The sequence below is a fragment of the Mobiluncus mulieris ATCC 35243 genome (assembly GCF_000160615.1).
Taxonomy (GTDB): Bacteria; Actinomycetota; Actinomycetes; order Actinomycetales; family Actinomycetaceae; genus Mobiluncus; species Mobiluncus mulieris.
The window spans coordinates 796,526-819,851 of the sequence record NZ_GG668518.1; the positions used below are offsets into that span (position 1 = coordinate 796,526).

General features: G+C 54.3%; 18 protein-coding genes. 15 read left to right on the forward strand and 3 right to left on the reverse strand.

The window, feature by feature from the left end:
• Nucleotides 1-6: 6 nt before the first annotated feature.
• Nucleotides 7-1,170 (reverse strand): cytochrome d ubiquinol oxidase subunit II, encoded by a 1,164-nt coding sequence (gene cydB, locus HMPREF0577_RS03380; RefSeq protein ID WP_004012273.1) that lies wholly within the window; start codon nucleotides 1,168-1,170, stop codon nucleotides 7-9.
• A gap of 14 nt (nucleotides 1,171-1,184) precedes the next feature.
• Nucleotides 1,185-2,816: a cytochrome ubiquinol oxidase subunit I gene (locus HMPREF0577_RS03385; RefSeq protein WP_004012274.1), complete on the reverse strand. Its 1,632-nt coding sequence runs from the start codon at nucleotides 2,814-2,816 to the stop codon at nucleotides 1,185-1,187.
• A 381-nt stretch (nucleotides 2,817-3,197) separates the two neighbouring features.
• On the opposite strand from HMPREF0577_RS03385, the gene HMPREF0577_RS03390 reads away from it, so the two are divergent.
• From HMPREF0577_RS03390 to deoC, 11 genes are all read left to right on the forward strand, one after another.
• Complete coding sequence (locus tag HMPREF0577_RS03390) at nucleotides 3,198-5,618, forward strand: Rne/Rng family ribonuclease (RefSeq protein WP_169764718.1); 2,421 nt, start codon at nucleotides 3,198-3,200, stop codon at nucleotides 5,616-5,618.
• A gap of 13 nt (nucleotides 5,619-5,631) precedes the next feature.
• A complete protein-coding gene (locus HMPREF0577_RS03395) occupies nucleotides 5,632-7,473 on the forward strand; it encodes an ABC-F family ATP-binding cassette domain-containing protein (protein ID WP_004012277.1) in 1,842 nt (613 codons plus the stop codon).
• A gap of 9 nt (nucleotides 7,474-7,482) precedes the next feature.
• Nucleotides 7,483-8,415: an RNase adapter RapZ gene (rapZ, locus tag HMPREF0577_RS03400; protein WP_004012278.1), complete on the forward strand. Its 933-nt coding sequence runs from the start codon at nucleotides 7,483-7,485 to the stop codon at nucleotides 8,413-8,415.
• 48 nt (nucleotides 8,416-8,463) lie between these two features.
• Nucleotides 8,464-9,486, forward strand: a complete 1,023-nt coding sequence (locus HMPREF0577_RS03405) for a gluconeogenesis factor YvcK family protein (protein ID WP_004015769.1) — start codon at nucleotides 8,464-8,466, stop codon at nucleotides 9,484-9,486.
• 104 nt (nucleotides 9,487-9,590) lie between these two features.
• Nucleotides 9,591-10,571 carry a DNA-binding protein WhiA gene (gene whiA, locus HMPREF0577_RS03410; RefSeq protein ID WP_004012280.1) on the forward strand — a complete coding sequence of 327 codons (981 nt, stop codon included), beginning with the start codon at nucleotides 9,591-9,593 and terminating at the stop codon, nucleotides 10,569-10,571.
• A 297-nt stretch (nucleotides 10,572-10,868) separates the two neighbouring features.
• A complete protein-coding gene (gene gap / locus HMPREF0577_RS03415; protein WP_169756973.1) occupies nucleotides 10,869-11,876 on the forward strand; it encodes a type I glyceraldehyde-3-phosphate dehydrogenase in 1,008 nt (335 codons plus the stop codon).
• A gap of 91 nt (nucleotides 11,877-11,967) precedes the next feature.
• Nucleotides 11,968-13,158 carry a phosphoglycerate kinase gene (locus tag HMPREF0577_RS03420; RefSeq protein ID WP_036342434.1) on the forward strand — a complete coding sequence of 397 codons (1,191 nt, stop codon included), beginning with the start codon at nucleotides 11,968-11,970 and terminating at the stop codon, nucleotides 13,156-13,158.
• A gap of 5 nt (nucleotides 13,159-13,163) precedes the next feature.
• Entirely contained in the window at nucleotides 13,164-13,940 is a 777-nt protein-coding gene (gene tpiA / locus HMPREF0577_RS03425) for a triose-phosphate isomerase (RefSeq protein ID WP_004015772.1), read from the forward strand.
• A gap of 348 nt (nucleotides 13,941-14,288) precedes the next feature.
• The gene (locus HMPREF0577_RS11650) at nucleotides 14,289-14,783 is read left to right on the forward strand and encodes a hypothetical protein (RefSeq protein WP_169769488.1); all 495 of its coding nucleotides are present in this window, start codon (nucleotides 14,289-14,291) and stop codon (nucleotides 14,781-14,783) included.
• Complete coding sequence (gene secG, locus HMPREF0577_RS03430) at nucleotides 14,768-15,160, forward strand: preprotein translocase subunit SecG (RefSeq protein WP_004012285.1); 393 nt, start codon at nucleotides 14,768-14,770, stop codon at nucleotides 15,158-15,160. The genes HMPREF0577_RS11650 and secG overlap by 16 nt, the downstream gene beginning before the upstream one ends.
• Before the next feature lie 164 nt (nucleotides 15,161-15,324).
• A complete protein-coding gene (deoC, locus tag HMPREF0577_RS03435) occupies nucleotides 15,325-15,972 on the forward strand; it encodes a deoxyribose-phosphate aldolase (RefSeq protein ID WP_004018047.1) in 648 nt (215 codons plus the stop codon).
• A gap of 31 nt (nucleotides 15,973-16,003) precedes the next feature.
• Here deoC and HMPREF0577_RS03440 read toward each other — a convergent pair whose 3' ends face one another.
• Nucleotides 16,004-17,725 carry a phospho-sugar mutase gene (locus HMPREF0577_RS03440; RefSeq protein WP_004012287.1) on the reverse strand — a complete coding sequence of 574 codons (1,722 nt, stop codon included), beginning with the start codon at nucleotides 17,723-17,725 and terminating at the stop codon, nucleotides 16,004-16,006.
• A 244-nt stretch (nucleotides 17,726-17,969) separates the two neighbouring features.
• Between HMPREF0577_RS03440 and HMPREF0577_RS03445 the strand changes: the two genes are divergently transcribed.
• The 4 genes from HMPREF0577_RS03445 to HMPREF0577_RS03460 all read left to right on the forward strand — a co-directional run bounded on the left by HMPREF0577_RS03445 (nucleotide 17,970) and on the right by HMPREF0577_RS03460 (nucleotide 23,309).
• Nucleotides 17,970-19,055 carry a BMP family lipoprotein gene (locus HMPREF0577_RS03445; RefSeq protein ID WP_004012288.1) on the forward strand — a complete coding sequence of 362 codons (1,086 nt, stop codon included), beginning with the start codon at nucleotides 17,970-17,972 and terminating at the stop codon, nucleotides 19,053-19,055.
• An 89-nt stretch (nucleotides 19,056-19,144) separates the two neighbouring features.
• On the forward strand, nucleotides 19,145-20,665 hold the full coding sequence (locus HMPREF0577_RS03450) for an ABC transporter ATP-binding protein (protein ID WP_004012289.1): 1,521 nt from the start codon (nucleotides 19,145-19,147) through the stop codon (nucleotides 20,663-20,665).
• A complete protein-coding gene (locus HMPREF0577_RS03455; RefSeq protein ID WP_004012290.1) occupies nucleotides 20,662-22,014 on the forward strand; it encodes an ABC transporter permease in 1,353 nt (450 codons plus the stop codon). The genes HMPREF0577_RS03450 and HMPREF0577_RS03455 overlap by 4 nt, the downstream gene beginning before the upstream one ends.
• Nucleotides 22,011-23,309 carry an ABC transporter permease gene (locus tag HMPREF0577_RS03460; RefSeq protein ID WP_004012291.1) on the forward strand — a complete coding sequence of 433 codons (1,299 nt, stop codon included), beginning with the start codon at nucleotides 22,011-22,013 and terminating at the stop codon, nucleotides 23,307-23,309. Before HMPREF0577_RS03455 ends, HMPREF0577_RS03460 begins: the two co-directional genes overlap by 4 nt.
• Nucleotides 23,310-23,326 lie beyond the last annotated feature (17 nt).

Genomic DNA, 23,326 nt, shown 5'->3' on the forward strand with positions numbered 1-23,326 from the left:
GAAAAACTAACCCACTAGGAAGTTTGCTCCTTCACGAATCTTTCCAGGTTCCAAACCACCAGGGGTACCTGGGCTAATGCGAGACCGGAACATATACACGGACCAAATGGTGTATCCCAGCACCACGGGCACTAGAATGACGGCCGCGATGGTCATCACTATTTGGGTGCCAGGTGTGGCGGAAGACTCCCAGATGGTTAAGGAGTATTTCTCGGTGTTAATCGAGGACTTCATCACGTAGGGGAAAATCATAGCGAATACCCACGCTACGGCGAAGGCAACCCCGGCGCTGTTGAAGATGAAAGCCTTGCCGATGCTCCGCTGGAAAGCGAAGAATAGCCCCACAATCAGGCACACGGCCGCAATCACCAAGAAAATCAAGGCGAAGATGAAGCCTGCACCCATGTAGGCGAAGGTTCCCCAGATGGCGAAGACAGCGGTCAGCGCGGTGGAAACCAAAGCCAGTTTGGGAGCCAAAGCCTCGGAACGCTCGCGAACTTCGTCGGTGGTCTTCAATGAGAGGAACAAAGCGCCTTGAGTCAAGCACAGCGAGGCAATCACCAGACCGCCCAAGAGATTGAACACGCCGTTGATGGGACTGGGAACATTGTAGAACAATGACAGCAACTGTCCCAGTGGCATATCGCCTAACCCAATCAGGTTATGAACGTGCTTTGATGGGTCAATCTCATCAGGGGGGATGGGAGTAAAGGGTTGCTTGGGATCAACCACTGCGATCATCATCCCGGAAACCAGATTACCGAAGGCGGTTCCTAGCAGAATCGGCACCAGCCAGGCGCTGATGGTGTGTCCCCAGTCCCACTTGTTACGCCAGGATTCGCTGTCTACCTTATTGCGCCATTCAATAGCTGAAATTCGGACAATCAAGCACACTAGAATCAGGAATAACGCCAGGTACATACCGGAGAACATCACAGCGTACCACTCTGGCGAGGATGCAAAGGTGGCACCTCCAGCGGTTAGAAGCCACACCTCGTTACCATCCCAGTGTGGACCAATCGAACGTACAATCTGACCGCGCTCGGTGTCGCTCTTGCCGATAATACGCATCAGCATCCCGGTGCCAAGGCCATAGCCTTCTAGAATCAAGTATCCAGCCCAGAGGACGGCAACCAAGATAAACCATAGTATTTGCAATATTATTGCCATGAATCAAATCCTCCTTAGTAGGCGAATGAGAGTTCTTGGGATGGAGCCACGGGGCCGCCATCGGAAGCCGGAGTGTTGATGCCCTCCTTGGAGTAACGCACCAACAGCTTGAACCAGATAATGCCCAGACCTAGGTATAGCAGGGTAAACAATACCAACGAAATGAGGAACTCGATAGGGTTAACCACGCCGGACAGGCCATCGCCAGTCAGCATATACACGCCCGCTCCGGGATCTGTTGCTGTCAAGTTCTTATCGAAGGAATCTTGGTTGGGGTAAACGATGAAGGGTTGACGCCCAATTTCCGTCATAATCCAGCCGAACGTAACGCCGAGGAATGGCATCGGGAGGGTAATCAAGGCGAGATTCTTCAAGCCACGCGAAGTGGAAACCCGACCGCCCCGAGTCTGGTATAGACCTAACATGGCCAAAGCAGCCATGAAAATACCTACCCCCATCATCAGACGGAAAGACCAGAACACCGGCAAGACCGAGGGCGCATACTTTGCCCAAGAATAACCGGCCACATCACCTTTACCGCGTAAGCCAGAGGTATTGGTGGTGTCAATGTTGGGAGCCTTATCTTTGAAGTATTTCTGGGCGTTTTCCAACATAGCCTGGGTACGATCCGAAGAATCCGCAACACCAGCGATGGTACGCGAGAAAGAGTTGTGTGCCACGAAACCGAGCAAGCCCGGAATTCGGCCGATACCGATTTCGGTTACTTCGTACTTCGAGCCGTTATTTTCCCCGGCGCCTTCTTTGAGGACTGGATCAGGGCATTCCGAAAAGGCGAACAAAGCCAAGTTGCCGGATTCACCCGCACACAGCCCCTCAGCGGCTGCCATCTTAGCGGGCTGGTAGTACACCAGGTGTTGTCCCTGGAGGTGGCCGGAAGCCACCGTCAACAGGCCGGCTGCCAGCATGATAGTCATGCCCCAACGGGCGATTGGACGCCACACTTCCCGAGCCTCGGTTTCACCGATACCACCCTGGCTAGCGGCACGAACCATCCACCAGATGGAGATTCCGGCCACTACGGTGGCGGCTAAGAGAATAGAGGAAGTCACAACGTGGAGTACTGCCAACCACATGGTTGAGTTAGTCACCACTGAAAAGAAAGCCAGCGCCCCATTCAGTTCTGCACGGCCGGTTTCGGGGTTGAAAACTGCCCCGACCGGGCGCTGCATCCAGGAGTTTGCGCCAATAATCCACAACATAGACGTGTTGACCCCGGCCATAACCAGCCAGGCCACCACGACGTGAGCTTTCTTTGAAATCTTGCCCCAGCCAAAAATCCACACGCCGAGGAATGTGGACTCCATAAAGAATGAGAGTAAAGCCTCAAAAGCTAGGGGAGCGCCGAAGATGTCGCCGACAAAGCGAGAGTACTCAGACCAGCCCATGCCGAACTGGAACTCTTGCACGATGCCGGTGGCAACACCCAAGGCAAAGTTAACAAGGAACAGTTTTCCAAAGAACCGTGTCGCCTTCAGCCAGTACTCCTTGCCGGTGCGGTACCACAGTGTCTCCATAAGTGCTACCAGCAAGGACATGCCGATGGTGAACGGAACCAGGATGAAGTGGTAGACGGTAGTTACACCGAACTGCCACCGCGCCAAATCGAGGCTGTCAAGCAGCCCCATCGAGACGACGGTCACCTTAATCCGCCTTTCCGTAGAGTTAGTAGAAATTGCATTTGGCTCTAGAAATTCTTTTTATCCCCTGGGGGAGCCAGAAAATCCTGAGTTGGAACATAATTTACCCTAAAATTTTACCAATAGGTGAATTTCCGAGCCTCGGGTTGCTTTTGGGAGCAGATTTCTTCCCGATGCGCTAGTATGAGTCCATGGGTAAAGCTGGTGTAGGCAACCAACACCAGAACGGATAGACAGTTGATATCCACCGTAATCTCTTGAGATACAGCGGTTCTGAGTCCCCATCAAAGACTTCCGTTCCTGGTTGAATCCAGGGGCGACGATGTTTTGCCTCGCTTGGGGTTGCAAGGCGGAGGCAAAGGAGTTCAAGTGAATAAGACAGTTGAATCAAAAACCAGCGATGCTGCGGAAAAATCCGGGCAAGCTGCGGCCAAAAAGAGTAATGCTCAGGCTCTCGCAGCCGCGAATTTATTGTTCCAGGCACCTGATTTTTCAAGTTTTACGGCGGAAAATGGGGATGCAACTCATGAAACCGCAAAAAAAACGACACGCACCCGCCAAAGGCAGCGTAATTCCAGTTCTGAAAATGATGAAAAAGACAACACTAGTGAAGCTAAAATAGCTAGTGAGTCCAAAAAATCCTCAGAAACCAAGAAAAACCGGCGTAAAAACGACGATTCCTCTGATAACGCTGCTGAAAAGGTTGCAAAGAGTAGCGACAAAGGCGATTCTACCAGCATCGACAGCGGTGAAACCGCCACCACAACCAAACGCAAGCGCAGTCGCACCAGTAAAACGGAAGACCCACACGGTACCGGTACCGCGACGGAAAACGAGGTGACACGCCGTCACCGCCGTCGCATTCGTAGTGATGCCGATACTGAAAATGACTCGCAAGTCCAAGCCTTGGAAGGCTCCACCCGTTTGGAGGCCAAAAGAATCCGACGCAAGGCCGGACGTAAAGAGGGACGTAAACGCACCCCCATCACTGAAAGCGAATTTTTGGCGCGTCGCGACAGTGTTAAACGTGAAATGGTAGTTCGGGGGCGTGATGGCTTGAATCAAGTCGCGCTGCTGGAAGATGGGCTGTTGGTGGAACACTACGTGTCGCGCCACACCCAAACCACCATGGTGGGCAATGTTTACCTGGGTAAGGTTCAAAATGTCTTATCCTCGATGGAGGCCGCTTTTGTTGATATCGGCAAGGGACGCAATGCGGTACTCTATGCCGGGGAAGTGAACTGGGACGCAGCGGGGCTGAACTCGAAAACTGGACGTATCGAGGAAGCACTTAGTCCCGGAGATATGGTGCTAGTCCAGGTAACCAAGGATCCAATCGGCCACAAAGGGGCGCGTTTGACCTCCCAGATAACTCTGGCGGGGCGCCACCTGGTTTTGGTTCCCAGTGGGGCAATGACTGGGATTTCACGCAAACTACCAGAAGAGGAACGTAAACGTCTCAAGACAGTACTGAAAACCATGATTCCCGCTGGTTTCGGGGTGATTGTGCGCACTGCTGCCGAGGGAGCCACCGAGGAACAGCTGCGCGTTGACGTGGAGCGTTTGGTAAAAATCTGGGAAGACATTGAAAAGAAACGTGCCCGGCCACGAAACTCTCCGCAACTGTTGCATGCTGAACCGGAACTGGCGGTACGGGTAGTGCGTGACATCTTTAACGAAGATATTTCCAGCCTGACCATTCAAGGCGAAGAAGCATGGCACACGATTTCCAAGTATGTCAAGGAATTGTCCCCGGAACTGGGAGAGCGGCTGCATTTTTGGGAAGACGATTCCGATGTGTTCGCGGCTCATCGCATTGATGAACAACTAGCCAAGGGCTTTGAACGCAAGGTATGGCTGCCCAGCGGTGGTTATCTAATCATCGACCGTACCGAAGCCATGACAGTGATTGATGTGAACACAGGGCGCTACATCGGGGCGGGTGGCACCTTGGAAGAAACCGTGACCAAGAATAACCTTGAAGCCGCCGAAGAAATCGTGCGGCAACTGCGGCTGCGTGACATCGGCGGCATCGTGGTGATTGACTTTGTAGACATGGTGATTGAATCCAACCGTGACCTGGTGTTACGCCGCCTGGTGGAATGTTTGGGGCGTGACCGTACCCGCCACCAAGTCACTGAGGTAACCTCGCTGGGGCTGGTACAGATGACCCGCAAGCGTGTTGGGCAAGGCCTGGTAGAGGCCTTTTCCACCCAGTGTGAATGCTGTGATGGGCGCGGGTTCATTGTCCACGATGTACCGGTCGAAAACAACGGGCAAGCCCCGGAAGACGTGGTGAAACATTCTAATCGTCGAGGTTCCTCGGGGGGCGCTACGAACCGGAAGCGCAACGTTGCCAAGTCGGTAAAAGAAACCAAGCCGGAAGTACGCCAGACCATGGCGGGGATTGCGGCGGCGGCTCATGCCCAAGAAGAACCCACGGAAAGCCAGGCCACCACGACAAAAGGCAAATCCGGTGCTACAAAGAAAACTAAATCCGCTGGGGGGGTGCAAACTAGTGAATCTAGCGAAATCACCACCGCTGCTGACACGGACACTGCTATCGCAACAAAAGCTCCGACGAAAACCACTGCCAAGAAACGCTCTGCCAAGGAACTGGAGCGCGCCAAAGAGAAACCCGCATTAACTGCCGGGGAAACCAAGCGAGAAATCACCTCCAGCGCTGTGCCTGGAACCACTCCGACCCGGCGACGCCACCGTCGCGCGGTGTCTACCGGGGTAATCAATACCGATTCCACCGGGGCAGATATCGTCGTTTCCGGTAACTAACCCGGAGCGTGCCGTGGCGAATCTGTTGGGAGGGCAAAACCTCTGCGTGGAATACCCGGACAAAGTCTTGCTAGACCACGTCACTTTGGGGGTATCATCCGGGGATCGCTTAGGAATAGTGGGGCGCAATGGGGATGGCAAATCGACGCTGTTGCGGGTACTTTTTGGAGTGATTTCACCCGATGCTGGTTTGGTTACACGCCGGGGTGGGCTGCGGCTGGCTCTCTTGGGGCAAGACGATATGCTCAGTGGCGCTGACACGGTAGAGCGGTTGCTGTTGGGGTCTCGCCCCGTTCATGAGGTGCTAGCCGAGGCGCGAGCGCGCGATGTTTTGGACGGGCTTTGCTCTGGAATAGCATGGGAATCTCGAATAGAAGAACTCTCCGGGGGACAACGCCGCCGCCTGGCCTTAGCGAAACTGTTGCTAGGCGAATGGGACGTGATTGGTCTGGACGAGCCTACTAACCACCTCGATCTTGAGGCTGTGACTTGGCTGGCGAGGCACTTGCGACACCGGTGGGCAACTAACAACGGGGCACTGCTGGTGGTGACCCACGACCGCTGGTTCCTGGATGCGGTGTCCCAAGACACCTGGGAAGTTCACGACGGAATCGTGGAGCCTTTCGAGGGCGGTTATGCAGCCTACATCCTGGCGCGGGTAGAGCGTGACCGCCAGGCGGCACTAGCCGCCGAGAAACGTGCGAACCTGTTGCGTAAAGAACTCGCGTGGCTTCGTCGCGGAGCCCCGGCGCGAAGCTCTAAACCAAAGTTCCGGGTCGAGGCGGCCACGGCCTTGATTGCCGATGTACCCCGCCCACGCGACACGGTGGAGTTGGTGAAACTCGCAACCCAACGGCTGGGAAAAACCGTGATTGACCTGGTGGACGTGGACTTTTCATATCAGGGTGAAGACGGCACGCCGGTACTGCAGGACGTGACCTGGCGGATTGCTCCAGGGGAACGCGCTGGGATTCTGGGAGCCAATGGGGCGGGAAAATCTACCTTGTTGGGGCTTATCGCGGGGGAGCTGGTGCCCACCAGGGGGAGGCGACGCGAGGGAAAAACCGTGCAGCTTGGGGTTTTAGACCAAGAATTCCGTGCGTTGAAAGACATTTCTGGCTATCGAGTATATGAACTTTTAGGCAAGCTCAAGGGAAATTTCGAGATTGACGGCAAAGAGCTGACTCCCTCTCAGATGCTGGAGCGCTTGGGTTTCAATACCTCGCAGTTACAAGCCAAAATCGAGGTGCTCAGCGGGGGACAGAAGCGTCGCTTACAGATTTTGCTGCTACTGCTCGAGGAACCCAATGTGTTAATCCTGGATGAACCGACCAACGATATTGACACTGATACCCTTACTGCCCTAGAAGATGTGCTGGATGTGTGGCCTGGTACGTTACTGGTGGTTTCCCACGACCGTTACCTCTTGGAGCGTATCACTGATACTCAGTACGCGGTGATTGGGCATCATCTGCGTCACCTTCCCCGGGGAATCGAGGAATATCTGGAATTACAGGATGACAGCCGGAAAACCGGGATGGCACCTCATGAATCCGCGCCCAACACCACCAAGTCACCGAACACTACCTACACGTCCCCCGGGCTCAGCGCACCCCAGGCAGCCTCGAAAGCTGCGCCCCCCAGCGGTGCCAATAATTACCAGAAACAAAAGCAACTGGCCGCCCTGGAACGAAAAATCGAAAAAAGTCTCGCCCGACAACGCGACATTGAAACCGAGATGAGCCAAAGTGACCCGGCCGATTATGCCCACCTAGCCGCGCTGGCTAAAAACCTTGAAACCGAAAAAACTACCCAGGCTGGCCTAGAAGAGGAATGGCTGGAACTGGCCGAGTAGAATGGGCGTATGACTGACCCTACCCCGACGGTACCCCAGGGTATCCCTGAACTTGATGCGTGCCAACCCGCTGCCACGGTGCATCGCGCCCAGATGTTAATCATCACCGGTATGAGCGGCGCCGGGCGTTCCCAAACCGCCCAAGTCTTAGAAGACCTTGACTGGTACGTGGTGGATAACCTGCCGCCGCGAATGCTGCAACCCCTGGCGCGCATGATGACCCCGGAAGGCAACGGGGTACACCGCCTGGCGGTGGTGGTAGATGTGCGTTCACGCAGTTTCTTTTCTGAACTGATGACCACACTTGACCAGTTGCAAGAAGCCCACATCGAACACCAAACCCTGTTTCTGGATGCCTCCGATTCGGTGCTGGTGCGTCGTTACGAACAGGTGCGCCGTCCCCATCCGCTACAAGGCAAAGGGCGGATTCTAGACGGAATTCAAGCCGAGCGGGGGTTGCTGGCACCCATCCGCGACCGGGCGAATCTGTATATCGACACCACGAATTTTTCGGTGCATGACCTGGCGCGCAAAATCCGTGACATTGTTTCGGAAGGCAAGGACGCGGGGCTGAACATAACGGTGATGAGTTTCGGTTTCAAGTATGGCTTGCCGCTGGATGCCGACCATGTGGTGGATGTAAGGTTTTTCGCCAATCCGTATTGGGTCAGCGAACTGCGCCACCTGTCGGGCAAGGATGAAGCGGTGGCGAAATACGTGTTGGAACGTCCCGGGGCACGCCAGTTTGCCGAAAACTATGTCAACGCTTTGGCGCCGGTGTTGAACGGGTATTTGGACGAGTTGAAGCCTTTTGTGACGATTGCGGTGGGGTGCACTGGGGGACGGCACCGCTCGGTGGCGATGTGTGAATATATTGCGGGTCTGCTGCGAGATAAACATTTTTCGGTGCGCGCGACCCACCGGGATTTAGGCAAGGAATAGCTATGCAATGGCCAGCTGTGGGGAAGAATCCTAGGTCAAAGGATAACGATGTCTGAATCCAGTTTTCAGTTTATTCCGCCTCCGGGGGCGTGGCCGGGTCGCATGCCCCAACCCAAAGTGGTGGCTTTCGGAGGCGGGCATGGTTTGTACGCGACTTTACAGGCTTTGCGTCACGTCACCACGAATCTGACGGCGGTGGTGACGGTGGCGGATGACGGAGGTTCTTCGGGGCGCTTGCGTCGAGAGATGGACTTGATTCCGCCGGGGGATTTGCGCATGGCTTGCGCGGCGTTGTGTGACGAGAGTGAAAATGGCTTTACCTGGCGGGATATCCTGCAGTTTCGTTTTGCTACCACCGGAGAATTAAATGGTCACAGCCTGGGGAACCTGCTGATTGCGGGTTTGTGGCAGATCCTGGATGACCCGGTGGTTGGTTTGGACTGGTTGATGCAGCTTTTAGGGGCGAAAGGGCGGGTATTGCCGCTTTCACGAGTTCCCATGGAGATTGCGGCGGAAATCGAGTCTGACGGCGTGTTGAATACGGTTAAAGGCCAGTCGCGAATCGCGAAAACCCCGGGTTTGATCCGTTCGATTCAGCTTAATCCGCCCGACGCTCCGGTGACCCCGGAGGTGTTGGCGGCGGTGGCGGCCGCTGATTGGGTTGTGTTGGGACCCGGATCGTGGTTTACCTCGGTGCTGCCGCATTTACTGTTGACTCCTTTGCGTCGAGCGTTGTCGGAATCGACGGCGTGTAAGGCAGTGGTATTGAATTTGTCGCGGCAACGCGGGGAAACCCAGGATTTGCCTTTGCCTGACCATTTGCGGGTGTTGAATGATTACGCCCCGGATTTGGGTTTGAATATTGTGATTGGTGATCCGGGGGCGGTCGAGGACATCGACGGCTTGGCGCGAGTAGCAGAGTCGATGCACTGCGAGGTGATGTTGCGTCAGCTCTCTATTGGGGATGGGACGGCGCGTCACGATTCCTTGCGTTTAGCGGCGGCTTTCCGCGATGCCATGAGTGGCCATTGGGGGGATTTGGCTCCCCTTACGGAGCTGGATAATCATTAATGCGATAGATTGGTTTCCTTGAATGGCGCGCCGGGGCGGCGCTGGGGCGTCACTTGGAACATCGGTGGTGTAGTGGGATTTTACGGGAATGGAGTGTTGAAGACATGTCGTTGACGGCTGCGGCTAAAGATGAACTGGCTCGGGTGGTGGTGCAGTCACGCACGGATTTTCGTGCCGAGGTGGCGACTTTGCTGCGTTTTGCTGGCGGATTGCATTTGGTGGCGGGCAATATTGTCATTGAAGCCGAGTTGGATAGTCCTTTGGCGGCCAAGCGTTTGCAGATTGCTTTGGTTGATTTGTATCATGCGGCTTCCTCGGTGGTGGTGGTTCACGGCGGAGGGATTCGTAAATCGGATCGTTTCGTGGTTCGTGTGGTGCAGAAGGCGGAAAAGTTGGCTCATGACACGGGTTTGTTAGATAAGGCGGGGCGTCCGGTACGGGGGTTGCCCCCCGAGGTCGTTTCGGGGTCGATTACGGCTTGCGCAGCGGCGTGGCGTGGAGCGTTTTTGGCGCGCGGTTCTTTGACGGAACCGTCGCGTTGCGCGGCGATAGAGATTACGTGTCCCGGCTCGGAGTCTGCCTTGGCTTTGGTGGGGTTGGCGCGGCGTTTGGATGCAGTGGCAAAGTCACGCGAGGTACGCCAGATTCAACGAGTGGCGGTGCGTGAAAATGATTCCATCGTGACTTTGTTAGAGCGTATGGGTGCGGTGCAGACCTTGGCGGCGTGGTCTGATCGGCGTGATAAACGTGAGAAGCGCGGGGAAGTGAACCGTTTGGCGAATTTTGACGATGCGAATATGCGTCGTTCGACCCGGGCGGCGGTGTTGGCGGGGGCGCGGGTGCGTCGGGCTTTCGAGATTCTGGGGGATGACATTCCGGAGCATCTGATAACTGCGGGTCGTTTGCGATTGGAGCACAAGCAGGCTTCTTTAGAGGAGTTGGGTCAGCTTTCTGATCCGCAGTTAACAAAGGATGCGGTGGCGGGGCGCATTAGGCGCTTGCTGGCGATGGCGGATAAAAAAGCTCGTGAGCTGGGTATTCCGGATACCGAGGCTGGGCTGAACCCGGATATTCTGGATGCCTAGATGTTTTGGGAGCAGAGTGCGTTTGGGGGTGTCTCGGGGTTGCTTCCGGGGCGCTCGTGGGGATTTGTGTGGGTTCATGAGGTGCTTTCTGGGACTTTCGGGCCATTTTGTTCGCTAATGGATTAATCGAGGGGCGCTGGGCAAGAGTCTAGGAACTTTTTAGGATTTTATGAGTGACTTTAACCCCCGAAACGGTGTAGATTTTAAGTGCTGGTTGACTAATAACCAGGGACTCGGATTTTTCGGTTTGAGTCTTCGATTACCTACAGTGCTAAACCGCACAAAATGGAGGAAACTGTGACTGTCCGTGTTGGCATCAATGGCTTTGGCCGTATTGGCCGTAACTTCTTCCGCGCTGCTCTCAAGCGAGGCGCGGACATCGAAATCGTCGGTGTAAACGACTTGACCGACAACCACACCCTGTCTCACCTGCTCAAGTATGACTCAGTGACGGGTCGTCTGGGTAAGGAAGTATCCTACGATGACAAGTCCATCACGGTTGATGGCAAGAGCTTTGCCGCTATGGCAGAACGCGATCCGGCTAACTTGCCTTGGGGTGATTTGGGCGCGGACATTGTGATTGAGTCCACCGGTTTCTTCACCGATGGCGATGCGGCTCGCGCTCACATCAAGGCTGGTGCCAAGAAGGTCATCATCTCTGCTCCGGCTAAGGGGAATGTTGACGCTACCTTCGTGGTTGGTGTTAACCACACTGATTATGATCCGGCGAAGCATGATGTGGTTTCTAATGCTTCTTGCACCACCAACTGCTTGGCTCCGATGGCTAAGGTTTTGGACGATGTGTTCGGTATTGAATACGGCTTGATGACCACTATCCACGCCTACACTGGGGATCAGCGTATTCACGACGCGCCGCACAAGGATTTGCGCCGTGCTCGCGCCGCTGCCCAAAACATTGTGCCGACCTCCACCGGGGCGGCTCGCGCAGTGGCTTTGGTTCTGCCGCAATTGAAGGGCAAGCTTGATGGCTACGCTTTGCGCGTGCCGGTGATTACCGGTTCGGTCACTGACCTCAGCTTTATCCCGAAGAAGTCTGCTTCTGTCGAGGAAGTTAACGCGGCGATGAAGGCTGCGGCCGAGGGCGCTTTGAAGGGCGTTCTGGATTACAACGACGAGGGCATCGTTTCCACTGATATTGTTACCGATTCGCACTCTTCTATCTTTGATGCACCGTTGACCAAGAAGGTAGACAACATGATTAAGTGTGTGTCTTGGTACGACAACGAGTGGGGCTACTCTAACCGCGTGGTTGACTTGGCCGAGTTCATCGGGAAGCAACTCTAGGCCTTGAGGTTTTGAACATGTGGGCGCCTGATACCTTTACTAGGCTCAGGCGCCCACGTCTTACTGTCTGTTATAGAGAAGGAAAAATATGCTGAAAACTATTGAATCTTTGGGTGATTTGACTGGTAAACGGGTGCTGGTGCGCTCGGATTTCAACGTGCCCCTCAAAGACGGTGTCATAACCGATGATGGTCGGATTCGGGCGGCTTTGCCAACTTTGAAGAAGCTCTTGGACGGGGGAGCAAAGGTCATCGTGATGGCGCACTTGGGTCGCCCCAAAGGCCAGGTAAACCCCGAATTTTCTTTGGCTCCGGTGGCCAAGCGACTCGAGGAACTAATCGGTGCCAAGGTGACTTTGGCTGCTGATACTACTGGTGCGGATGCTCAGGCTAAAGCGGCGGCACTGCCGGCCGGCGAAATCTTGATGTTGGAAAATGTGCGTTTCGACCCGCGTGAGACTTCCAAGGATGATGGGGAGCGTGCCGAGTTTGCTGCCGAGATGGCGAAGTTGGCGGACTTGTTTGTTTCTGATGGCTTCGGGGTGGTTCACCGTAAACAGGCCTCTGTTTACGACATCGCGAAGTTACTGCCGGCAGCCGCTGGTTTGCTGGTGGTTAAAGAGATTGAGTCTTTGCGCAAGGCCACGGATAACCCGGAGCGTCCCTACACGGTGGTTTTGGGTGGATCGAAGGTTTCCGACAAGCTTGGGGTGATTGCGAATCTGTTGACCAAAGCGGATAGCCTGATTATTGGGGGAGGCATGGCCTTTACTTTCCTGGCGGCTCAGGGCTACCGGGTGGGTAAGTCCCTGTTGGAATCTGACCAGATTGACACGGTAAAGGGCTACCTCGAGAAGGCCAAGCAAAACGGCGTTGACCTGGTGTTGCCGGTTGACGTGGTGGTTGCCCCCGAGTTTAAGGCTGAAGCTCCCGCGACCGTGGTGTCTGCCGATGCCATTCCGGAAGACCAAATGGGATTGGATATTGGGCCGAAGTCCCGTGAAAACTTTGCGGCCAAGATTGCCCAGTCCAAGACCGTGGCATGGAACGGACCGATGGGGGTCTTTGAATTCGAGGCCTTCGCGGCGGGCACTAAAGCGGTGGCTCAGGCCTTGCAGGATGGCGATTGCTTCAGTGTGGTTGGTGGCGGAGATTCGGCCGCTGCGGTGCGCTTGCTTGGTTTTGATGAATCGAAGTTCTCGCACATCTCCACCGGTGGCGGGGCTTCACTAGAGTTATTAGAGGGCAAGGTTTTGCCCGGAATTGCAGTATTGGAGGGTTAATTATTATGGCAAGAATTCCACTTATGGCAGGTAACTGGAAGATGAACCTCGACCATCTCGAGGCAATCCAGTTGGTGAACCAGTTGCATTTGGATCTCGCGGATCATCATCATGATTTCGATGCGGTTGAAGTCGCGGTGATTCCGCCTTTCACCGACATTCGCTCCGTGCAAACCACGATTGACGGCGATAATATGAAGATTCGCTACGGCGCCCAGGATGTGTCTGTCCACGACAACGGGGCTTTTACTGGCGAGGTCTCCACCGCGATGCTGACCAAGCTGGGTTGCACCTATGTGGTGGTGGGGCACTCGGAGCGCCGCGAATACCACAATGAAACCGACGCGGTGGTCAATGCCAAGGCTCGCAAGGTTTTGGCCGCTGGTATGGTACCGATTGTTTGCTGTGGCGAAGCGTTAGATGTGCGCAAGGCTGGCAAGCACGTGGAACACGTTTTGGGTCAGATTGCGGCTGATTTTGCCGATATTTCGGCGGCCGAAGCCGAGAAGTGCGTGGTGGCTTATGAACCGATTTGGGCGATTGGGACTGGCGAAACCGCTACCCCCCAGGATGCCCAGGAGGTCTGTGGTGCTATCCGCCAGAAGCTGGCGGAAATCTACAGCGCGGAGGTCGCGGACAAGATGCGCATCCTCTACGGTGGTTCCGTGAAGTCCGCAAATGTGGCTGACATCATGGCCGAACCGGATGTGGACGGCGGCCTGGTTGGCGGTGCCTCCTTGAAGGCCGAAGAATTTGGCAAGATTTGTCGCATCGGCAAGTAGCTTGCCTGGTTTTTGGAGCCGACGGTTTCCTGTCGGCTCCAAAATTTTTAAAAATCCAGTGTGATATTTCTCACATTTAGCCCAAAACCCTGCGGGGGGGTGGGAATAGGTTTTCCTGGAGCAAAAAAATTTCGGTCAGGTTTTCCTAAGTGAACATGCACAGGAGGAAAATCTCATGAACAGGTCATGAATTATGGCGGTGGGGGCAGCTCTGTCCCTCAGCTCTGTCCCTGATTGGAAGCCTGGGCTTGGCAGTGCCGGCCTATGCCTCAATAGAGGTGGAGCCCAATGATTATGAAGGTTTGTGACCCGAAATGAAACGTATCGCGATATAGAGCTGCGAGTTTAGTGGCTATGCTGCTGGCTTTAGACGGATGCGGCAATTCCGCCGGTGGGTCATCCGACCCTATCAGGTCGGATGACCCACCGCCAGCGCTGGAATCGAGTGAAACAACCAGCGAGAATTCTCCAGAGGTTGATTCACCCCCAGAATCCCCTCATGAACCCGCCACCCCGGAAACACCGCAAGTTACAAGCGATTCCGAGGACGCGGGGGATTCGGATTTGCAGGTCACGCCTTCCACCGGGGCGATGCGCATCGAGGGCACCGTAGCGGATATTGCCCAGAATAAGACGGGCGCTCTCGCCAGTTTAAAGACATGGTGGGGCGCGCGTTGGAAGGGACAGAAAGGGTGCGGTTTTGCGTGTGATAGGTGCGAGGACTGTAGAGATTTTTGGAGGCCACGGTGTGGCCGAGCTAAGTCACACGCCCGGAACATGGTACTATTGACGCTATTGAACGAAGCTTCCGGAAGTATAAGGAAAACATGTTATTTGCACTGAACGTTGTCGCACAGGTCTTGCTGTTCCTGTGCTCTTTGTTGCTAATTTTGTCCATCTTGCTGCACAAAGGCCAGGGGGGCGGTATGTCCGACATGTTCGGCGGGGGGCTAACCTCCGCGATGTCATCTTCCGGGGTGGGGCAGCGCAACCTCAACATTGCCACCGTGGTGGTGACCTTAGTCTGGCTGTTCGCGATTGTGCTTTTCGCCTTCACCATGGAGAAACCCGCTGTCGCTGACACAAGCCGTCCAACAGCTCCAATTAGCAGCCAGGCTCCCGCGTCGACCCAGCCGAACCTGGCTCCGACCCAGGCACCGGCTCCGGCGCAAAAAACTCCGTCTCAATCCGCACCGGCGTCTCAAAAGCCAGCTAAGTAGCACGTTACGTGTCGATTTCGCCTTCCTGTCATTGATAGTGGAAGCCTCCGCCTCTACCTTTGGAGAGCGGGGTCTTCCTCGTCTCTGTACTTCCTCAAGAGGCGCAGCAAACCGATGGAAAGGCTTATATAATTTTGGGGAGTACTTTAGGAAATGGAGGAAAAATGAATCGAAATACTCTAGCTGCAATGGTGGATCACACTCTGTTGAAGCCTGAAGTTACTAAGGCACAGATTCAGGCGCTCATTGATGAGGCCGTAGAACTGGGAACCTATTCGATATGCGTGTCGCCCAATCAGGTGCCGCTACAGGTGCCCGCCGGGCTGAAACTGTGTGTTGTCTGCGGTTTCCCCTCTGGGGCACACGCCACCGAGACAAAGGCCACTGAAGCCCGCCTAGCGGTGGCTGCCGGAGTAGACGAAGTGGACATGGTAGTGAATCTATCTTGGGTCAAAGATGGCCGCTGGGAAGATGTCCAGGCCGATATCGCTGCCGTGAAAGCTCAGGTTCCCAGCCCGAAACTTTTGAAAGTTATTATTGAGTCAGCGGCGCTGACAGACGATGAAATAGTGAAGTGCTGCCAGGCAGCACAGGCTGCTGGAGCGGACTTTGTGAAAACTTCCACTGGTTTCCACCCGGCAGGTGGAGCCTCGGCACACGCGGTGGCCTTAATGCGTAAAACGGTGGGTGACTCTATGGGAGTCAAGGCTTCGGGTGGTATCCACACTGGTGAGCAGGCTTTGGAAATGGTGACAGCCGGAGCCACCAGATTGGGATTGTCAGGAACACGTAAGGTGCTCGACACCCTCTAGGGACTCCGGCTGTAGCCTTGGTCTAGACTCGCTAGAAACCTAGAACCTGAGATAGCTCAGTCTTTATGGTTTCCAAGCGGGTTTTGGCCAGGGCTTTATTTTCGGCCAGATTCTCTGCAGTTACTATGGGGATAACAACCTGTAGGTAACACTTTAACTTGGGTTCCGTTCCGGAAGGCCTGACTACCACCCGGGTACCTGAAGCCGTGCCAAAGAACAAGGCATCAGTGGGCGGCAGTAACGAGAGGTTTTCCCATCCGGCTGGAACCGAAGTATGCTCCGCATCCGGCATCTGGTTTTGTGACAGGTCATGACGGAAAGTAACCGGCTCGCCGCCGAGAGTATCCAGTCCAGAAGACCGCAGACGGCGCATCCCCTCGCTGATGAGGGACAGGTCCGCTACCCGGAAAGTGAGCGGGGCTGTCAAATGCAGTCCGTGCTGCAAATAGAGCTCGTCAAGACAATTATCGATACTGCGTCCCGATGCCTTTAGTTCCGCTGCGATCTCGCAGATTTTCACGGTGGCACTGATTCCGTCTTTGTCACGAACATACTCGGGGTCACAACAGTTTCCGATAGCTTCCTCGTAGCCAAACACAATACCGGGCGTGCGTGAAATCCATTTAAATCCAGTTAATGACACCATGGGTTGCACTCCAGCAGCAGCGCCAACCTTGTCCAGGAGTTCCCCGGAAACCATAGAATGAGCCACCGTGGCACCCGAAAGCTTGCCTTCCGCTTTGACTCGTTGACACATGTAGTATCCCAGCAGAGTTCCAGTTTCATCGCCGCTGAGCTGCCGCCAGCCTGTGGGCGAGCTGCTATCGGGGATGGCAGCGGCACACCGATCCGCGTCAGGATCATTAGCCACAATCAAATCAGCGTGCTTTTCTTGAGCCAAGGCTATTGCAAGATCCAATGCCCCGGCTTCTTCTGGGTTAGGGAAGGGGATAGTGGGGAAATCTGGATCGGGTTCTCGCTGCTCCGCCACGGGCAGTACGTCGATGAATCCGGCCCGCGCCAAGCTAGATTCACAGATTTCAGCGCCCACGCCGTGCATTGAGGTCAGCACCACTCGCAGTTCACGAGGTGATTCGGGTTTCACAAGCGAAGCAGCACGTTCAATGTATTGGCTAAATAGGCTTTCGGGGATGGTATCCCAACCTTCGCTGGCGCAGGGAACGTCTTTGGCGGCTGGCGCAGTTTGGATTTGCGAAAAAATCTTGGCATCCCAGGGGGAAACCAGCTGGGCATTAGCGCCGGCACCGGTCACGATGCGTCCGCCCAAGTATACCTTGTATCCATTGTCCTGGGCTGGATTGTGCGAGGCAGTAACCATCACCCCCGCGTCAGCGTGGAGTTTCCCCATGGCAAATGCCAGCAGGGGTGTGGGGCATTCGTGAGGCATCAACAGCGCCTTGCCGCCAGTGGCCACTACCACTCCCGCAGTGTCGCGGGCAAAGTCTTTGGATCGATGGCGGCCATCAAACCCAATCACTACCAGGAATCCCTCTCCAGTGACTTCTCGCAGTGCCGCCGACAGTCCCCAAGTAGCGCGCCTAATCACGGCAGTGTTCATACAAGCGGGCCCAGGCCCCATTTTGCCGCGCAACCCCGCTGTACCAAAGGCGATTTCCTCCGCGAAAGCGGCTTTGAGCGCAGCTTGAGCTTCGGGGCTCGGATCCGCAATTAAGGCCTCTAGTGTGGCGCGGTCTTGCGGATCAGGATCATTTGACAGCCATTTATCATACATTTTCAAACTCCTTATTTTTGGCCTCGTCAACGAAGATTAAAACATGGTATAAGACTGGGGTGGTAAAAGCGCAGAGATATTTACGTAATGGCAAAATGTCGTAAAGTATTTCAACACAATCTGTCATATTCGCTGTAATTTTTCAACATCAGGGTGGTGTGAGCGCGAAACTGTGGTTGGTTAGATACCATTAACCTCTGTTAGCCACTGGTCGTCTTTGGCCAGGTAAAAACTAGGAGGTTTTATGGTACCTAAGTTAAAGCTTGCTGCCCTGGCAGCGATTTCAACCCTAGCCTTGGCTGGTTGCGCGGCTCCACCGGAGTCCGAACCCGGCAAAACTGCCGATGCTAAAGCTCCTTCGGAATTCAAAGCCTGCATGGTCTCTGACCAGGGTGGATTTGATGACAAGTCTTTCAACGAGTCCGGGATGGAGGGACTGAAACGAGCCGAGCAAGAACTCGGTGTCAAGATTGGTTTCACCGAGTCCAAGACGCCCGAAGATTTCAAGCCCAATGTTGATTCCTTGGTGGCACAAAAGTGCAGCCTTATTATTGGGGTTGGGTTCATGCTCAACGAGGGCGTGCGTGATGCCGCTAAGGCTCATCCAGAAATCAACTTTGCCCTGGTGGATGCCCGTTTCATGGAAAACGACAAGGTTGTAGAGATGAAGAATGCCAAGCCTTTGGTGTTCAACACGGCTGAAGCCGCCTATTTGGCTGGATACGTCTCGGCTGCCACCAGCAAGTCCGGGACAGTGTCAGCCTACGGTGGGATGCAGATTCCTTCCGTTAACATCTTCATGGATGGTTTTGCCGACGGTATCAAGAAGTACAACGAAGATAACGGTAAATCTGTCAAGCTCATCGGCTGGGACAAAGATGCGCAAAACGGTTCTTTCGTTGGGAATTTCGAGGATCAATCCAAAGGTAAACAGCTGACTGAACAACAGGTTTCCCAGGGCTCAGACCTGGTGATGCCGGTGGCCGGTCCTGTAGGCCAGGGCACTTTGGCAGCGGTCAAGGGTAAAGACACCAAGGTAGTTGGGGTTGACTCAGACTGGGCGCTAAAGTATCCCGACCAATCGAAGCAAATCCTCACATCCGTAGTGAAGGAAATCGGCCAGGCCGTTTTTGACGCTGTCAAAGAAGCCAAGGAAGGAAAGTTTACCTCCGAAGCGTATGTAGGTGATTTGAAGAACAAGGGTGTGGATATCGCTCCTTTCCATGATCTTGATTCGGCAGTGCCCGCTGACGTGAAAGAGAAGCTCGAGGCTCTGAAGAAAGATATTGTAGACGGCAAGATTAAGGTCGAGTCCAAGAACAATCCGTGATGTTGTGCTAAATTCCGGGGTTTGTGAGCCGCAAATGCGGCTCACAAACCCCGGTTAGCCAGCGGACAATCATAATAGAAGGGAAATCAATGAGGCTGGAACTTCGCGGCATAACCAAAATATTTGGCCCCCTGGTGGCTAATGACCACATAGATTTAACTGTAGAACCGGGGGAAATTCACGCTCTATTGGGAGAAAACGGCGCTGGGAAATCTACCCTGATGAATGTCCTCTACGGTTTGTATAAACCCGACGCAGGTGAAATCCTCATTGATGGGAAACCGGTGACTTTTAAAGGCCCGGGAGACGCTGTAGCAGCGGGTATTGGAATGGTGCATCAACACTTCATGCTGGTTCCGGTGTTTACGGTGGCTGAATCGGTGGCCTTAGGCTACGAGCCCACCAAGGGCGTGGGAATACTAGATTTAAACTCCGCGCGCAAAAAAGTTCGGGAATTATCAGCTAAGTTTGGTTTCGATATTGACCCTGATTCCCTGATTGAGGACTTACCGGTGGGTGCCCAGCAGCGTGTGGAAATCATCAAAGCGCTGTCTCGGGAAGCAAAAATGCTGATTTTGGACGAGCCGACGGCTGTCCTCACCCCGCAAGAAACCGATGAACTCATTGAGATTATGCGTCAGCTAAAGGCTAGCGGGACTTCAATCGTGTTTATCACTCACAAGTTGCGTGAAGTCAAGGCTGCTGCTGAAAAGATTACGGTGATTCGTCGAGGCAAGGTAGTTGGGTACGCGAAACCAGAATCCACAGATTCGGAGCTTGCTGCTGCCATGGTTGGACACGAAGTGAAGCTTACGGTGGAGAAAGCGGAACCAAAGCTCGGTGATGTGGTCTTTGAGATGAAGCAGGCTACGGCAACTGATGAGACCGGACAGGTGAAGCTTGACCACATAGACCTAGAAGTTCGTAGTGGTGAAATCTTGGCGATAGCCGGAGTGCAAGGTAATGGTCAAACAGAGCTGTGTCGTACCATTCTAGGCTTACAGCCGCTCGCTGGTGGCTCTATGAGCCTAGCTGGTGAAGACCTCTCCAAGCTCAAGGTGAAAACCCGTTTGGGGCGGCAACTCGGTTATGTTCCTGAAGATCGCTCCACTGATGGCATGATTGCTTCTTTCTCTATTGCCGAAAACATGATTCTTGACCAGTACGACCGTCCTCCCTTTGCCACCGGAATCAACATGCATCCCAAGGTTGTGGCCGAAAACGCCGAGAAGCTCCGAGAAGAATACGACGTGCGGGTTACTTCCACCAGTGATGCGATTTCGACCCTTTCCGGTGGTAATCAACAGAAGGCAATTCTGGCTCGCGAATTATCGCGGCCGTTGAAACTACTGGTTGCTTCCCAACCAACTCGTGGCTTGGATGTAGGCTCTATCGAGTTTGTCCACAAACGTATCGTGGAACAACGGGATGCGGGAACCGGAGTAATCCTGGTTTCCACAGAACTTGACGAGGTAGTGGGCTTGGCTGATCGCATTGCGGTTATGTATCGCGGGAAAGTTATCGGGATAGTACCACCGGATACTTCCCGGGATGCTTTGGGGCTCATGATGGCTGGAATTCCCCTAGAAGAACAGGAGTCAGCGAAATGAAAGCTGTAAAAACAACTCAAAAGGCAGATCGCCCTCCGATTAACAGCCCCTTGCGTCAAATTATGTCGTCCTCGGCGATGCTCATAGTGGTGGCCGTGTTGCTTTCCCTGTTAGTTTCAGCCGTGTTGGTGGTAGCTTTCGATCAAAAAGTTCAAGAAAGTGCAGCATATTTATTCGCCAGACCTAGCGATTTCTTTGGATACGCCGGAACGGCTTTCGCCTCTTTCTTTACTTCGCTGTTCCGGGGGGCGATTTTTGATTACCAGGCTACCAGCGCGGTAGGAATGATAATGCCCATCACCAACTCGTTGACTCGTTCCGTGCCTCTTATTCTCGCGGGACTTTCGGTAGCCTTGGCCTTCCGAGCCGGTTTATTCAACATTGGGGCGCAAGGACAGCTTCTGGTGGGGGCGGCTTTGGGGGTATGGACAGGTTTAAATATTTCTTTACCTTACGGGTTGCACCTGTTGGTAGCCATGCTTTTAGCTGTTTTGGGCGGTGCCGTGTGGGGTGCAGTGCCGGGTATCCTCAAAGCCCGGGTGGGTGCCAATGAAGTCATTGTGACCATCATGATGAACTCGATTGCGGTGTTCTTGACTTCGTACTTCTTGAAATCCCGGGTGTTTATTGGTAACGGATATCCTGGAAAATCCTCGACAATACCCGATACCGCTGCGTATCCCAAACTGTTAGGTTCTGCTTTTAACTTGCACCTTGGTTTTCTGATTGCCTTGCTAGCAGCCGTTTTTGTATGGTGGCTATTAGAACGCTCGACTTTTGGTTTTGAGTTACGCGCCGCCGGGGCTAATCCTAATGCGGCTCGTACTGCTGGGATTTCAGTGAATCGCGTAATTGCTTTGACCATGATTATCGCCGGGGCACTTGCCGGGTTGGCCGGCACTGGCCCCGCCCTAGGCACAGAGCGCTTTCTCTCGGCGGGAACGGCCGGGTCTATCGGCTTCGACGCGATTACGGTAGCTTTGCTAGGAGCCTCAACACCGCTAGGCACCGTGTTGGCTGGAATCTTATTCGGAGCCTTCGCGTCCGGGGCTTCCACCATGCAGGCTGCCGCCGGTATCCCGGTAGATATCGTTTCCGTTTCCCAAGCAGTCATTGTGCTGTTGATTGCGGCACCGCCTTTGATTCGATGGATTTTCAGATTGCCGGAACCCATTGATTCTCGTATTGCCAAGCAGGCCACGCCACCGATGTCCGCGACAAAAGCGGATTCCAAGTCAGAGCCGACTCTCGCGGGGGCACCTCATGCCGAAAAAACCAATACCCAGCCTGAAGGCGAGGCGGTTGCCACCGAACATGAAACCACTGGCGGAAAGGAGGCTCAGTCATGAGTTTATCCACTGAATTGCTAGAAAAATCCCAGAGTGATCGTCAAGCCGATTCCTCGACTGTAAAACTGCAAAAAGACTGGCGTTGGCCTGTTTCCACCTGGATTATGACGGTGTTGTGCCTGGTTATGGGGCTGATTGCACAGGGGGTTTCAGTGGTTTCCTTCAAGGATGCCACCACCTGGTTTGAAATCAGTAACTGGAACGTGCCGGCGAAGCCCACGATTTTGATACTGACAGTGTTGTGCGCTCTTGGCGCGGGCGGTGCCACCAAAATTACTTTGCAGCGCGGCAAATCTCCCGCGTGGCTTGCTGGCCTGGTTGGAATGTTCTTTTTGGTAGCGTTGCTGCTCTTTGTCGTAGCGGGCAATAAAGATTCTGTGATGCCATTAGTGGCATTGTTGCATTCAACTTTGGCTTTGGCTATTCCGCTAGTTTTCGGATCCATGTCGGGCTTGGTATGTGAACGAACCGGGGTAATCAACATTGCTATCGAAGGACAGCTGCTGCTGGGAGCATTCCTTGGAGCGGTGGTAGCTTCCACAACGAAATCACCGTACTTGGGGTTGATTGGTGCTCCGATAGCGGGGGCTCTGGTGGCGGTGCTGTTGGCGTTGTTCACCATTAAATATCGTGTGGATCACATTATTGTGGGTGTGGTGCTGAACATGCTGGTGGTGGGGCTGACATCCTTCCTGTATTCAACGTGGCTAAAGAACAATGAAGCCAAGTTGAATCACCCCACGTCTCTCGACCCTTTGGCAGTACCGATTCTTTCTGACATTCCGGTTATCGGGCCGGTGTTGTTCAAGCAATCCCTTTTGGTATACCTGATGTACGTGGTAGTGGTGGTGTTGAATATCGCGATTTTCCGTTCGCGATGGGGTTTGCGCTCTCGGGCTTGTGGCGAGCACCCGCGCGCGGCTGACACGGTGGGGATTAACGTTAATCTTTATCGGTGGCGCAATGTGTTGATAGGTGGCGCTTTGGCTGGATTAGGTGGGGCGTATTTCACCATCGGAGCGGGTTTGGCTTTCACCAAGGATATGGCAGCCGGTAACGGGTTTATCGCCCTGGCCGCGATGATTCTGGGGAAGTGGAACCCGAAAGGTGCCGTGGCAGCGTCGCTGCTCTTTGCCTTTGCAACCGCTTTGGGCTATGTGATGCAGTCAGCGAGTTCCCCTATTCCTACCGAGTTTCTGCTGATGATTCCCTATCTGGTGACGATTTTGGCTGTGGCTGGATTCGTGGGGAGAGTACGTCCTCCTGCTATGGAAGGGAAACCCTATCCGCTTTAAGCCACTGAATTAATACC

Coding starts and splice junctions, on each gene's coding strand:
- cydB (WP_004012273.1), bottom strand. CDS start 1,170: ATGGCAATAATATTGCAAATACTATGGTTTATCTTGGTTGCCGTCCTC.
- rapZ (WP_004012278.1), top strand. CDS start 7,483: ATGACTGACCCTACCCCGACGGTACCCCAGGGTATCCCTGAACTTGAT.
- HMPREF0577_RS03405 (WP_004015769.1), top strand. CDS start 8,464: ATGTCTGAATCCAGTTTTCAGTTTATTCCGCCTCCGGGGGCGTGGCCG.
- tpiA (WP_004015772.1), top strand. CDS start 13,164: ATGGCAAGAATTCCACTTATGGCAGGTAACTGGAAGATGAACCTCGAC.
- secG (WP_004012285.1), top strand. CDS start 14,768: ATGTTATTTGCACTGAACGTTGTCGCACAGGTCTTGCTGTTCCTGTGC.
- deoC (WP_004018047.1), top strand. CDS start 15,325: ATGAATCGAAATACTCTAGCTGCAATGGTGGATCACACTCTGTTGAAG.
- HMPREF0577_RS03385 (WP_004012274.1), bottom strand. CDS start 2,816: ATGGGGCTGCTTGACAGCCTCGATTTGGCGCGGTGGCAGTTCGGTGTA.
- HMPREF0577_RS03455 (WP_004012290.1), top strand. CDS start 20,662: ATGAAAGCTGTAAAAACAACTCAAAAGGCAGATCGCCCTCCGATTAAC.
- HMPREF0577_RS03450 (WP_004012289.1), top strand. CDS start 19,145: ATGAGGCTGGAACTTCGCGGCATAACCAAAATATTTGGCCCCCTGGTG.
- HMPREF0577_RS03460 (WP_004012291.1), top strand. CDS start 22,011: ATGAGTTTATCCACTGAATTGCTAGAAAAATCCCAGAGTGATCGTCAA.
- HMPREF0577_RS03440 (WP_004012287.1), bottom strand. CDS start 17,725: ATGTATGATAAATGGCTGTCAAATGATCCTGATCCGCAAGACCGCGCC.
- HMPREF0577_RS03445 (WP_004012288.1), top strand. CDS start 17,970: ATGGTACCTAAGTTAAAGCTTGCTGCCCTGGCAGCGATTTCAACCCTA.
- whiA (WP_004012280.1), top strand. CDS start 9,591: ATGTCGTTGACGGCTGCGGCTAAAGATGAACTGGCTCGGGTGGTGGTG.